The sequence below is a fragment of the Campylobacter sp. P0103 genome (assembly GCF_002139545.1).
Taxonomy (GTDB): Bacteria; Campylobacterota; Campylobacteria; order Campylobacterales; family Campylobacteraceae; genus Campylobacter; species Campylobacter devanensis.
The window spans coordinates 158,589-172,067 of record NZ_MJKG01000001.1 but is presented as its reverse complement, the minus strand read 5'-3'; the positions used below and the strand labels follow the sequence as shown (position 1 = coordinate 172,067).

General features: G+C 34.8%; 16 protein-coding genes. All 16 read left to right on the top strand.

Features of this window, described 5'->3' with window-relative positions:
* The first annotated feature begins 57 nt into the window (after positions 1–57).
* The 16 genes from rpe (at position 58) to CIGNP103_RS00790 (ending at position 13,460) form a co-directional block, all read left to right on the top strand.
* Positions 58–699, top strand: a complete 642-nt coding sequence (gene rpe / locus CIGNP103_RS00865; RefSeq protein WP_086224482.1) for a ribulose-phosphate 3-epimerase — start codon at positions 58–60, stop codon at positions 697–699.
* Between the two features lie 15 nt (positions 700–714).
* Positions 715–1,527, top strand: a complete 813-nt coding sequence (locus CIGNP103_RS00860) for a 3'-5' exonuclease (RefSeq protein WP_086268421.1) — start codon at positions 715–717, stop codon at positions 1,525–1,527.
* 1 nt (position 1,528) lies between these two features.
* Positions 1,529–2,149: an NlpC/P60 family protein gene (locus CIGNP103_RS00855; protein WP_086268420.1), complete on the top strand. Its 621-nt coding sequence runs from the start codon at positions 1,529–1,531 to the stop codon at positions 2,147–2,149.
* A 9-nt stretch (positions 2,150–2,158) separates the two neighbouring features.
* Positions 2,159–2,686 carry a rhomboid family intramembrane serine protease gene (locus tag CIGNP103_RS00850; protein WP_086224487.1) on the top strand — a complete coding sequence of 176 codons (528 nt, stop codon included), beginning with the start codon at positions 2,159–2,161 and terminating at the stop codon, positions 2,684–2,686.
* Complete coding sequence (locus CIGNP103_RS00845) at positions 2,683–3,471, top strand: ferritin-like domain-containing protein (RefSeq protein ID WP_086241284.1); 789 nt, start codon at positions 2,683–2,685, stop codon at positions 3,469–3,471. The genes CIGNP103_RS00850 and CIGNP103_RS00845 overlap by 4 nt, the downstream gene beginning before the upstream one ends.
* Entirely contained in the window at positions 3,468–3,953 is a 486-nt protein-coding gene (locus CIGNP103_RS00840; protein ID WP_086252473.1) for a SixA phosphatase family protein, read from the top strand. Before CIGNP103_RS00845 ends, CIGNP103_RS00840 begins: the two co-directional genes overlap by 4 nt.
* A gap of 98 nt (positions 3,954–4,051) precedes the next feature.
* The gene (locus tag CIGNP103_RS00835; RefSeq protein WP_086252472.1) at positions 4,052–6,244 is read left to right on the top strand and encodes an NADP-dependent isocitrate dehydrogenase; all 2,193 of its coding nucleotides are present in this window, start codon (positions 4,052–4,054) and stop codon (positions 6,242–6,244) included.
* A gap of 3 nt (positions 6,245–6,247) precedes the next feature.
* Positions 6,248–7,147: a lactate/malate family dehydrogenase gene (locus CIGNP103_RS00830; RefSeq protein WP_086268419.1), complete on the top strand. Its 900-nt coding sequence runs from the start codon at positions 6,248–6,250 to the stop codon at positions 7,145–7,147.
* Between the two features lie 197 nt (positions 7,148–7,344).
* Positions 7,345–7,650: a 4Fe-4S dicluster domain-containing protein gene (locus CIGNP103_RS00825; RefSeq protein ID WP_086224495.1), complete on the top strand. Its 306-nt coding sequence runs from the start codon at positions 7,345–7,347 to the stop codon at positions 7,648–7,650.
* Between the two features lie 9 nt (positions 7,651–7,659).
* Positions 7,660–8,781, top strand: coding sequence for a 2-oxoglutarate synthase subunit alpha (locus CIGNP103_RS00820; RefSeq protein ID WP_086224496.1), 1,122 nt, complete (start codon positions 7,660–7,662; stop codon positions 8,779–8,781).
* Positions 8,782–8,783: 2 nt separating this feature from the next.
* On the top strand, positions 8,784–9,629 hold the full coding sequence (locus tag CIGNP103_RS00815) for a 2-oxoglutarate ferredoxin oxidoreductase subunit beta (RefSeq protein WP_086224497.1): 846 nt from the start codon (positions 8,784–8,786) through the stop codon (positions 9,627–9,629).
* Positions 9,626–10,180, top strand: coding sequence for a 2-oxoacid:acceptor oxidoreductase family protein (locus tag CIGNP103_RS00810; protein ID WP_086268418.1), 555 nt, complete (start codon positions 9,626–9,628; stop codon positions 10,178–10,180). The genes CIGNP103_RS00815 and CIGNP103_RS00810 overlap by 4 nt, the downstream gene beginning before the upstream one ends.
* 122 nt (positions 10,181–10,302) lie before the next feature.
* A complete protein-coding gene (locus CIGNP103_RS00805) occupies positions 10,303–10,788 on the top strand; it encodes a flavodoxin domain-containing protein (RefSeq protein WP_086268417.1) in 486 nt (161 codons plus the stop codon).
* A 24-nt stretch (positions 10,789–10,812) separates the two neighbouring features.
* A complete protein-coding gene (locus tag CIGNP103_RS00800) occupies positions 10,813–11,436 on the top strand; it encodes a trimeric intracellular cation channel family protein (protein WP_086224500.1) in 624 nt (207 codons plus the stop codon).
* 3 nt (positions 11,437–11,439) lie between these two features.
* Positions 11,440–12,594: an aminotransferase class III-fold pyridoxal phosphate-dependent enzyme gene (locus CIGNP103_RS00795; protein ID WP_086268416.1), complete on the top strand. Its 1,155-nt coding sequence runs from the start codon at positions 11,440–11,442 to the stop codon at positions 12,592–12,594.
* Entirely contained in the window at positions 12,591–13,460 is an 870-nt protein-coding gene (locus CIGNP103_RS00790) for a fumarylacetoacetate hydrolase family protein (protein ID WP_086252468.1), read from the top strand. Before CIGNP103_RS00795 ends, CIGNP103_RS00790 begins: the two co-directional genes overlap by 4 nt.
* The last annotated feature ends 19 nt before the right edge of the window (positions 13,461–13,479 follow it).

Genomic DNA, 13,479 nt, shown 5'->3' with positions numbered 1-13,479 from the left:
AAAGGTAATTTTATTAAAATTTGAGTAAAATACCCCACTCAAATAAAAAGGTAGAAAATGTATGTAGCTCCAAGTATTTTATCAGCGAATTTTGGAGAGTTAGCTAAAGAGATTAAGGCTGTTTGTGAGGCTGGGGCTGACTTGATACACATAGATGTTATGGATGGCCACTTCGTGCCTAATCTTACAATCGGCCCACTTGTAGTAGAGGCAGTAGCTAAGGCATCTACAAAGCCACTTGATATTCATTTAATGGTAGAAAATGTCCCATTTTTTGTAGATCTATTTTTGCCTTTAAAACCTAAATTTATAAGCTTTCATATAGAAGAAGAGAAGCATCCATTAAGGCTTATCGATCATATCCGTAAAAATGGAGTAAATCCCGCTATAGTGCTCAATCCCCACACACCTGTTAGCTCTTTAAAACATATCATAGATGAAGTTGATATGGTGCTTTTAATGAGTGTTAATCCCGGTTTTGGCGGACAAAAATTTATCCCTTCAGTCTTATCAAAGGCTATGGAATTAAGAGAGTTGATAGACTCACGAAATGCTAAATGTATGATAGAAGTAGATGGCGGAGTAAATGGTCTAAATGTAGCTGATCTAGATGCTGCTGGTGTGGATATTGTCGTGGCTGGAAGCTTTGTCTTTGGTAGCAATGATTATGCTGGGGCGATAAAAGCGTTAAAAATTTAATCACAAAGAGCAAATTTGAAAAATAAATTAGATAATTTTATAGATTTATTAGCTAAAACTAATCTTAATTATCACGATTTTATACAAAAAGCAAATGATATAGATGAATTAGCTGATATCATAGAGCCTAAAAATTTAGCCGATTGGCGGCTTTTGGGTCTTGAGCTAGAGCGTTTGGATAATGGCAAAATCGTTATGCCGACTAGATTTAGAGATTTTAATGAACAAGTGTTTTGTATCGTTGATATCGAGACAAATGGTGGTATAAAAAGCGGTCAAATCATCGAAATAGGCGCAATTAAAATCAAATGTGGCAAGGAGATTGATAGGTTTGAAACGCTAGTTTGGGCTAGTGAAATTCCGCAAAATATCAGCGAATTAACTGGAATTTATCAGCTTGATTTAGTAGATGCTCCACATTTGGCAAATGCTCTTGAGAGCTTTAGGCTATTTTTGGCTGATTCTGTATTTGTAGCGCATAATGTTAAATTTGATTATGATTTTATCAGTATTAGCTTAGCAAAGCTTGGGTTTGGAATGCTCTTAAATCGCAAGATTTGTACCATTGATCTAGCTAGAAGAACGATAGAGTCAAATAGATATGGTCTAGATGCACTTAAACAAATTTTAGGTATTGATAACGCTCATCACAGAGCATTAAATGACGCAATCGCAGCGTGTGAGATTTTCAAAGAGTGTATCAAAAGGGTGCCATGGCATGTCCAAAGCGTAGAAGATCTCATACTATTTAGCAAAACAGCAAAGACGCTAAAAACCCCAAATGTAATAGAACAGATAAATCCACCTAAAACAGATTTCAGGAGTTGATATGAGATTTGCTATTTTATTCGTTTTTGCTATGATTTTTAGTGGATGTGGCTTTAAAATTTTAGAACAAAATACTCAAAATATCACTCATATTAATAGAGAAAATAGTATTAAAAAGAGTGAATATACTCTAAATTTAAGCAAATATGTAGGCAAAAAATCAGCCGATTGCTCATCATTAGTTACAACTATAAATATAAAAAACAATAATATCTACTCTCTAAGCGATCTAAGCTCACATTATAGTAAGGATGGTCGTCGCTCTCAAGCTATCTATAATCTTTATAAGAGTAAAAATCAGATAAATTATCAAAACGCATCGCCTGGAGATCTAATATTTTTTAACAACACAACCAAATCCACAAAAAACAAAACTAGCCACAATATAACTCACATAGGAGTTGTAAAAAAGATAAAAGATGATGGAACAATCGTCTTTTTACACAATCTTAGGGGTAAAAATATATTAAGCGTGATGAACTTAAATCACAAAAATTCCCATCAAATTGATGGTAAAAAAGTAAATGCATATATAATAGCTAATTGTAAAAATATAAATTGCTTAGTATCAAATAGATTTTCTGGCTTTGGTAAAATCAGCCAAGATATAGCGGTGAAATAGTGGGTTGATATGAGAAATTTAGGATTTACAGCAGCGGTAATAGCGTTAAATTGTGCTATATATTTTTTAGAATATTTTGTATATAATCCTTATGAATTTAGTATATTTTTTGGTCTTAATGAGCTATTTTTTGCTGGGGCATATTGGCAGATTCTTACATCTATGTTTATCCACGGCTCATTTATGCATATTTTGATGAATATGATAGTGCTTTATCAATTTGGGATGATATTAGAGAGATATTTGGGGTGGATTAAATTTGGCATTTTATATATCTTTGGCGGGGTTATAACTGGATTTTTAAGCCTTGGATATCTAGCTTTTGAGAGTGTGAATTTAGTCGGTGCGAGTGGGGCTATATCGGTGTTGCTTGGATTTTTAGCTTGTATTGATAAATTTAATCGCAAAGGGCTTATAGTAGTTATATTATTAGTTAGTTTTGCGCCGCTTTTAATGGGGATTAGTGTAGCGTGGTATGCTCATTTGATAGGATTTGGCGTGGGATATTTGGCTGGATTTTTAAAGGTATTTAGATGAGATTTTTTGATGAGATTTGGGAGTGCTTGAACTCTTGTGATTTGGAGCAAAAATTTTCTAAATTTAGCCAAATTTATAGCAATTTTCATAGTTGTGATATGAATTTTAATAGCGATATTTTTAAGCTTAGTGTACCTAGTTATTCTAAGATTTGCTCTATAAAATCTATGAAAGAGATAAAGCAAAAGCACACTAATGAGGCTTTTTTACACTCAATTGCTCATATAGAGTATAGTGCGATTGATATTGCTTTGGATGCTTGCTATAGATTTAGAAATTTGCCGATGGAGTATTATCTTGATTGGTTAGAAGTGGCTAATGATGAGATTAGACATTTTAAGATGATATCTGATAAGATGGAGTCTTTAGGGGTGAAATATGGTGATTATATCGTCCATGATGGATTATTTATCGCTCTAATCAAAACCCAAAATTCACTCATAAATCGTATGGCGATTCTACCTAGATATATGGAGGCCAATGGTCTTGATGCTAATCTTTTTATGATGGAAAAATTAGCTTTAAATGGCGATAGAGATGGGATTTTAGAGATATTAAAAGTAATTCATAAAGAGGAGATAGAACATGTCAAAAAGGGTGATAAGTGGTTTAAATTCGCTTGTAAAATAGCAAATGTAGATCCAAATTCATGGATTGAAATAGTACGAAAATGCTATCCAAAGGCATTTGAAGCAAAAAGAGCACTAGATATAGAGCATAGATTATTAGCAGGTTTTAGCAAAGCTGAACTTGATAGAATTCAAAAATTTCAGGAGAGAGCATGAAAACTATATATTTTATTCGCCACGCAAAGGCTAAAAAAGTCGCCGCTACTGACTTTGATAGGGCGTTAAGCCCCAAAGGTAAAGAGGCTGCAAAAGTGATGGCCACTAGGCTAAAAAACAAAAATATCTTACCAGAGATTATCATCTCTTCACCAGCTAAGCGAACGGCCAAAACCGCCAAAATCATCGCTAAAAATATAAATTTTAGTGGTAAAATTCAGTTTGAAAACTCACTTTTTGAGGCCACAACGCAAGATTATCTAAATATCATAAATCATATTGATAGCTCTTTAAATACCATATTCATCGTAGGTCACAACGATACTTTAACTCAAATTTGCGAGATTTTAAGCGATAGCCATATCGGCGATATCCCTACGGGTGGAGTTTTTGGTATTGAGTTTGATGTGAATGAGTTTAAAGATATAAGGGCTAAAATTGGGAGAGTTTTGCTCTTTGATTACCCAAAAAAGATAGAATAAACTTAAATTTAGATTAATTATAAAAATTATTTATAGTTTAATGGTTTAATTTAGTTAAAAATTGATAAAATAAGAAAAATTTTAAATAAAGGACATAAATGGCAGATATAATTTACACTTACACAGATGAGGCGCCAGCATTGGCTACTTTTTCACTTTTTCCTGTTATTAAGGAGTTTTTAAGTCGTGGTGGTATCAGTATAGATACTATGGATATTTCATTAGCTGGTAGAATTTTGGCTAATTTCCCTGAAAATTTAAAAGATAATCAAAAAGTTCCAAATTATCTAGAAATCCTAGGCGAAATGACCAAAGAAAAAACAGCAAATATCATCAAACTCCCTAATATTTCAGCATCACTTCCGCAGTTAAATGCAGCTATTGCAGAGCTTCAATCAAAAGGATTTAATGTACCAAACTATCCAGAAAATCCATCCAATGAAAAAGAGATTGATATCAAAGCAAGATATGCTAAAGTTTTAGGAAGTGCGGTAAATCCAGTTTTAAGAGAGGGTAACTCAGATAGAAGATGTGCTAGTGCCGTCAAAGCTTATGCCAAAGAATTTCCACACAAAAATGGTGCTTGGGATAGCACTATTAAAACAAGAGTAGCATATATGGATAGTGGGGATTTTTACGGCAATGAAAAATCTGTAATAGTCAAAGAACCAACCGAATTTAAAATCGAATTTACAGACAAAAATGGCAACACAAAAGTATTAAAAGATGGTATAAAAGCAGCCGCTGGCGATGTGATTAGTGCTACATTTATGAGTGTTGCTAAACTAGATAAATTTATCGCTAAAACCATAGAAGAAGCCAAAAAAGAGTCTTTACTTTACTCAGTCCATCTAAAAGCCACAATGATGAAAGTAAGCGATCCGGTTATGTTTGGCCACTTTGTGAAAGTATTTTTCGCTGAAATATTTGATGAGTTTGGAAGTGAGCTAAATTCAGTTGGCGTGGTACCAAATAACGGCTTAAAAGATCTATTTGCTAAAATAGAAAATCTACCTATAAAAGACAAAATCATAGCAAAATACAATGAAATTTTAGACAAAAACCCAGATTTAGCGATGGTAGATAGCGATAAAGGAATTACAAATTTACATGTCCCAAGCGATGTGATAATAGACGCTTCAATGCCAGCAATGATAAGAAATAGCGGTAAAATGTGGGATAAAAACGGCAAAACAGCCGACACTCTAGCAGTAATCCCAGATCGCACATATGCGACAATTTATGAAGCGACAATTGATGATTTAAAAGCCAATGGAGCACTAAATCCAGCAACTATCGGTAGCGTATCAAATGTAGGTTTGATGGCGAAAAAAGCAGAAGAGTATGGTAGCCACGATAAGACATTTATAGCTAGCGAAGATGGCAAATTCACACTTAGTAGCACAAATGGTGATAAAATGGAATTTGAAGTTGAGAGTGGCGATATATTTAGAGCTATGCAAGCAAAAAGCGAAGCGATTAAAGATTGGATTAAACTAGCGATCAATAGAGCCAAAGCCACACACTCAACTGCGATATTCTGGTTAGATAGTGCTAGAGCACACGATGCTAGTATGATCCAAATAGTAAATTCAGAGCTTAAAAATTATGAACTAAATGGCCTAGATATTAGTATCGCAGCCCCAACTGAAGCGATCAAAAAATCAATCTCTATAATACGAACTGGCAAAGACGCTATTAGCGTTACAGGTAATGTATTAAGGGATTATTTGACAGATTTATTCCCGATTTTAGAGCTTGGAACGAGTGCGAAAATGCTCTCAATAGTCCCACTTTTAAATGGCGGTGGCTTATTTGAAACTGGTGCTGGTGGAAGTGCGCCTAAAATCGCTCAACAACTAATAGAAGAAAATCACCTTCGCTGGGATAGCTTGGGTGAATTTTTAGCTCTTGGTGCGAGTTTGGAACATTTAGCTAGCGTAAGCGGTAAAAAAGAGGCCACAATACTAGCCGATACTTTAGATAAAGCAATTGTAAGCTACCTTAAAAATGACAACTCACCACGCAAAAATGTAGGTGAAAATGATAACCGCGGTAGCCACTTCTATTTAGCACTATACTGGGCTAATGAACTAGCAAAAAGCGATCTAGCGCCTAAATTTGCCGGTATAGCAGCTGCTTTAAATGAGAATAAAGCTAAAATTACAGATGAGTTAAACGGCTCTCAAGGAAACAAGGTAGATGTCGGCGGATACTATATCTTTGATGATGCGAAGGTTTCAGCCGTGATGAGACCAAGTGCCATATATAACGAATCTTTAAAGAAATAAGTTGTGAAAATAGCAATAATAGGCGCCGGAAATGTAGGAGCTAGCATAGCTAGTCTTCTCATTTCTAAGCAGATGTGTGATGAGATAGCACTCATTGATATCAACCAAAATTTAGCTAATGCCAAAGCAATTGATCTATCACAAATGTCGATTGCTTTGGGCTTGGATATTATGGTAGTTGGCGGTGATGATTATAAGCTTTTAAGTGATTTTGATATTGTTATCATCACAGCTGGAGTAGCTAGAAAAGATGGCCAAAGTAGGGCCGAACTTGCTAAAATTAATGCTAATATAGTAGCTCAATCATCTAGTCAAATCGCCAAATTTGCCCCAAATTCCACTATAATTGTCGTTACAAATCCGCTTGATATAATGGTATATGTAGCATTTAAAGCTAGTGGATTTAATAGAAAAAAGATTATTGGAATGGCCGGAGAACTTGATAGTGCTAGACTTAAATTTGCTTTAAAAAATCATCTAGGCACGAGTGTAACTGACTCAAAATCTTGTGTAATAGGTATGCATAATGATAATATGATATGCTTGGTTGATGAAAATTTAAGTATAGATGAATATGAAAATATCAGATCTCAAACCATAAATGGCGGAGCGAAAATAGTTAAATTGATGAATACATCTGCATTTTATGCGCCAGCAGCTGGGGTTATAAATATCTGTCAAGCCTTGATAAATGAGGACTCTAAGGTGCTTAGTTGCTCGGTTTTGGATGATAATTTGATAGCTTTTAGTCGTTTGGTTAAAATTTCAAAAGATGGCGTAAAAGAGATTTTAGAGCTGAATTTAAAGCCAAAAGATAGAGAAATTTTAGATAAAAGCATAGAAGAATTTATAATTTATATTAAAAATTTTAATATAAATGGTGCTAATATTAACTTTAGCTAAAGATAAAATTTTAGTTTTTTTATTTATCTATTTTATTAACTTTTTTCAGATAAAGTTTCGTAAAAAGTTTTAAAATTTAGTTTTGCGTTTGGCAAAATTTAGGTATTTGGATGCTTGATTTTTCAAGTAATTGAGTCGCTACAATTGTAGCTTGAAATTTGATTTAAGTTAGACTTAAATTTAATTAGGAGATAGTAATGATAGAACAACCGCTTAATACAGCTGTTTGGGTCGATGAGAGTAGGTGTAAGGCTTGCGATATTTGCGTAAGCTATTGTCCTGCTGGTGTTTTAAATATGAAAGAAGATATCCACGCTATTCAAGGAATGATGATAGAAGTTAGCCATCCAGAGTCATGTATCGGCTGTAGAGATTGTGAGCTTCACTGTCCTGATTTTGCTATTTATGTGGCTGAAAAGGGATTTAAATTCGCAAAACTTAGCCCTGAAGCTAAGGAGAGAGCAGCCGCAATCAAGGCAAATCATTTTAGGAAAGTTAATTAAGGATATAAAATGAGAGAGTTAATAACGACAGGAAATGCTTTAGCAGCAAAAGCAGCTATCGAGTGTGGCTGTAATTTTTTTGGTGGTTATCCTATTACCCCATCAAGCGAAATCGCACATGAATTAAGCGTAGCACTACCAAAAAGTGGTGGTAATTTTATCCAAATGGAAGATGAGATCGGCGGTATTTCAGTAGCACTTGGTGCTAGTATGACTGGAGCGAAGGCTATGACAGCAAGCTCAGGCCCTGGTATTTCGCTCAAAGCTGAACAAATTGGCCTTGGATTTATCGCTGAAATTCCTTTGGTAATCGCAAATGTAATGCGTGGTGGCCCATCAACTGGCCTTCCAACTCGTGTAGCACAAGGCGATATTTTACAAGCTAAAAGCCCAAGCCATGGGGATTTTTGCTCTATTGCAGTAGCGCCAGGAAATTTAGATGAAATTTACACTGAAACAGTAAGAGCATTTAATCTAGCAAATAGATTTAGCACGCCTGTATTTTTGCTACTTGATGAGACTATAGGTCATATGCAAGGCAAGGCTACTATACCAGATGTTAAGGATTTAGTAATCGAGCCTAGACGAGAATTTAAAGGCGATCCAGCAGAGTATAATCCATATGAAGCCAAAGAGGATGAGCCAGCTACGCTAAATCCATTTTTCAAAGGTTATCGCTATCACATCACAGGCCTACATCACGGCCCTACAGGATTCCCTACAGAAGATGGTAAAATAGTTGATTATAATATCAAAAGATTATTTAATAAAATTCACGCCCACCTAGATGAAGTGATAAAATTTGAAGAGTATAAGCTAGAAGATGCTGATATTTGTATTATTTGTTACGGAAGTGTGAGCTTAGCAGCTAAAGAAGCGGTAGATAAACTTCGAGATGAAGGCATAAAAGTAGGTATATTTAGACCTATTACTATATGGCCAAGCCCAGAAGCTAAAATCAAAGAGATATGCTCTAAATTTAAAAATATTTTAGTAACTGAGCTAAATATGGGGCAATATCTAGGTGAGATACAAAGATGTGCTTTAAGAGATGATTTTAAAACACTATTAAAAGCAAACGGCAGACCGATTAGCCCGAGTGAAATTATTAGCAAAGTCAAGGAGTTTTAATTATGGCTTTTAATTATGATAATTATTTAAGAACAAGCAAAATGCCAACACTTTGGTGCTGGGGTTGTGGCGATGGTGTAATTTTAAAAAGTGTTATCCGTGCTATAGATGCGATGGGATGGAATATGGATGATGTTTGCGTGGTAAGTGGTATCGGATGTAGCGGACGCTTTTCAAGCTATGTTAATTGCAACACAGTCCATACAACTCACGGCCGTGCGATCGCATATGCTACAGGTATCAAACTAGCAAATCCAGATAAGCATGTAATAGTAATAACTGGTGATGGTGATGGCTTAGCAATCGGTGGTAATCATACAATTCATGGATGTCGTAGAAATATAGATATTAATCACATTTTAATTAATAACTTTATTTACGGCCTTACAAACTCACAAACAAGCCCTACAACTCCACAAGGATTTTGGACTGTTACAGCTCAATGGGGAAATATAGATCCAAATTTTGACGCTGCTAAATTAGCAACAGCAGCCGGTGCGACATTTGTCGGTCGTGAGACTGTAATTAACCCAACTAGAATAGAAAAAATGCTAATCGAAGGGTTTAAACACGAGGGTTATAGCTTTTTTGATATATTCTCTAACTGTCATATAAATTTAGGTAGAAAAAACAAAATGGGCGAAGCTACTCAGATGGTTAAATGGATAGATGAGAGAACTCTACCTAAGGCTAAATTTGAAGTATTAAGCGATGAAGAGAAAAAAGGTAAATTCCCTACTGGTGTGCTATTTAAAGATGAAAATCGCATAGAGTATTGTAAAGCATATGCTAAGGTTAAAGAAGCAGCTCAAAATAAGACAAAAGTGAATTTTGAGGAGATAATATGAGTTTAACAGAGTTAAGATTTGTTGGTGTTGGTGGTCAAGGTGTTATATTGGCTGGAGAGATCTTATCAGCGGCTAAAATTGAAGCTGGCGGATATGGAGTCAAGGCCTCAACATATACTTCTCAAGTGCGTGGTGGCCCAACAAAGGTTGATATAATTTTAAGCGATGAAGAGATCAAATATCCATATGCTAATGAGGGCGAAATTTGCTTTATGCTAGCAACTGCTCAAAATAGCTATAACGCCTTTAAAGATGGTGTCAAAGATGGCGGTATAATCGTAGTAGAGCCAAATTTGGTTAAGCCTAGTGAAGAGGACAAAAAACGCTGGAAAATCCATGAAATTCCTATCATCTCAATTGCCAAAGATGAAGTTGGAAATGTGATTACTCAAAGCGTTGTCGCTCTTGGTGTAGCTGTTAAATTCACAGGCGTTATGGATGAAGAGATTGTAAGAAATAAGATGTTAAGCTCAGTTCCAGATAAGGTAAAAGAAGCAAACAATAAAGCTTATGATCTAGGACTTGCATACGCTGCTAAATGTATGCAATAATCTTCACAAACCAAAGCCTAATTATTGGCTTTGGTTGCTCTTTATGTTAATACAATTAAGCAAATTTTAGAGTTTGCTTTGATATAATTTAGCCTTTAAATTCAACTCTTAAAGGAAATAAAATGACAAAAGTTGGTATAGTATATGGCTCAAATGCCGGAGATACTAAAGTTGTAGCAGAGTATATAGGTCAGAGTTTTGATAGTGAAGTAATTGACGCAAAAGATCTTACGATTGATTTTTTAACCAAATATGATAAGTTGATTTTCGCAGCTTCTACACATGGCCATGGAGAACTACAAAAAGATTTTAAAGCTAAATTGGATATTATAGCTGAGGCTGAGTTTGGCGGTAAAACTCTAGCTTTAGTAGGTGTAGGCGGACAGGTTAAACATCCTACGACATTTCTTGATGGTTTAGTAGAGTTTTTACCATTAATTCGTGGTGCTAAGCTTGTAGGTGCTACTGATATTGATGGATATGCGTTTAAAAATTCATTATCATTTATAAATGGCAAATTTATTGGTCTTGCGATTGATTATAAAAATGACAAAGATTGGCAAGATAGAGCTGATAAATGGATTGAATCTATTAAATCTGAATTCTAAATCTTATAAAGCTCAAAGTTAGCAATGGAAGCTTTTTTATTTGCAGAATATGTCGGTATAGCCTCAGCATCTTTGAGCGGATTTTTGTTTGGAATACGCAGAGGCTGTGACTGGCTAGGCGTATTCTTAGCAGCATTTTTAACTGCACTTGGTGGGGGATTAATTCGTGATATTATCGTGGGTCGCCCTGCATATTCTTTTACGCATTATATTCCTGTTTGTATTGTATTGGCTGTTATGATTTTGGCGTTTTTACTTAAATTTCACCAAAAAGATAGAAATAATCTAGATAAAAAATTTATATTTATTATGACTGATGCTGTGGATGTAGTAAGCTTTTCTATTGTTGGGGCTATTGTATCTTTGGAATTTGGGCTTAATATTTTTGGCGTGATTATGGTGGCGTTTTTTAATGGTGTTGGTGGCGGAATTATAAGAGATATGCTATTAAATGAGGTTCCGTGGTTTTTAAAAACTGGATTATATGGTACGATTAGTATGGGTGTTGGAGCGATTTATTATCTAATGCATCTAGCAGGACTAACTAATATTTATTGTATTTTTGTGTTATTTACATTTGGTGTTACATGGCGGCTTGTAGCATACTATAGAAATTGGAATTTGCCGCAAATTCACTATAAGGATTAATTTATGCTAATGAATAACTATTCTAGAGCCGATGTGGGCTTTGTGCGTGGAGATGGTGCTATTTTATGGGATGATAGTGGCAAAGATTATATAGATTTTGCTAGTGGGATTGGGGTTTGTGCTTTAGGCCATAGCCACAAAGGCGTAGCGAAAGTGATCGCAAAACAAGCCAAAACTCTCTTGCACACTTCAAATTTATATAATATCGCCCCGCAAGCTAAACTTGCTGATAAGATATCAAATTTACTTGGTGGTGGATATGAGCTATTTTTTGCTAATAGTGGTGCTGAAGCAAATGAGTGTGCGATAAAATTAGCTAGAAAATTTGGTTTTAGCAAGGGTAGAAAAAGCGAAATTATCAGCCTTAAAAACTCATTTCACGGCAGGACAATCGCTACTTTAGCGATGACAGGGCAGGATAAATTTCATCCAGATGAATTTGGTGCTTATCCAGATGGATTTAAATTCTATGATAGCATAGATGATATTATCGCAAATTTAAATGAAAATACCGCAGCTGTGATAATAGAGCTAGTTCAAGGTGAAGGCGGGATAAATCCACTTGATAAGGATAAAGTTCAAAATTTAGCTAAAATTTTAAATCAAAAAGATATCTTACTAATTACTGATGAAGTCCAGTGTGGCGTCTATCGCACAGGGGAGTTTGTTACCTCTAAGCTATATGATATCACACCCGATATCATCACATTTGCCAAAGGGCTTGGTAATGGTGTGCCAATTAGTGCGTGTGCAACTAGAAAATCTATATTTTCGCCAGGAGATCATGGTAGCACCTTTGGTGGTGGATTTTTGGTTACAAGTGTAGCTGAGTTCGTCTTAAGCGAGTTAGAGACACTAAAGAGTAGTGGAAAACTAAATAAAACTATAGCTAAATTTGAAAAAAATTTAGAGAAATTAGTCAGTAAAAATAGTGATATTTTTGAAAAAAGAGTTGGTATTGGCCTTATGCAAGGTATAGTAGTAAAAGATGTTGAATTTCTAGCTAAAATAGTGGCTAAATCACTAGAGTGTGGGCTGTTGATTTTAAGATCTGGTAAGGATACATTAAGATTTTTACCTCCTTTGAATTTAAGCAAAAAAGAGCTAAAAGAGGGCTTTATAAGACTAAAATTAGCTATAAATAAGGCTAAAAAATGAGGCTAATCACCTATAAAAAAGATGAAAATATAAAGCTTGGTATATTAAGTGCAAATAACCGCATAATTGATATTAGTTATGCTGGAATAAATAAAAAGGATATGAACGAATTAATCATCACACTAAGTCAAGATGAACGTCAAATTTTAGAAGACCTTAGTACAAAAACAGGTGGTGAACCATATGACAGTGTAGAGATTTTAGCACCAATATTATCGCCTCTTCAAGATATTATTTGTCTTGGAATTAACTATATGGAACACGCTAAGGAGTCTTATAGGTTTAAAAAGATTGAATTTGATGGCAAAAGAGAATTTCCTGTATATTTTGGAAAACGAGCAAATTATATTTTAGGTGATGGGGCAATATTCCCAAGTCATAGTCATATTACACAAACTTTAGATTATGAGGTTGAGTTGGCACTAATAATTGGCAAAGACGCAACTAATGTAGCGCAAAATAGGGCGCTAGAATATGTTTTTGGATATACAATTTTAAACGATATCAGCTCACGAGATATCCAAAATCGATATAAGCAGTGGTATTATGGTAAAAGCCTAGATGGCTCAACGCTTATGGGGCCATGGATTGAGACTAATCTAGATATATCAAATTTGAAAATAAATTCTAGAGTTAATGGAGAATTGCGTCAAAATGCAAATACTGCTGATATGATTTTTGATGCAGCATATGTAATAAGCGATTTAAGTGCTGGAATGACACTAAAGGCTGGAACGATAATTTCTTTAGGTACACCAAGTGGTGTTGGAATGGGTTTTACTCCACCAAAATATCTCAAAAAAGATGATATTGTAGAGTGCGAAATCGAAGGGATTGGCGTATTAAAAAACATAGTCGGCAAATAAACAGTTGGGATATTTAAGC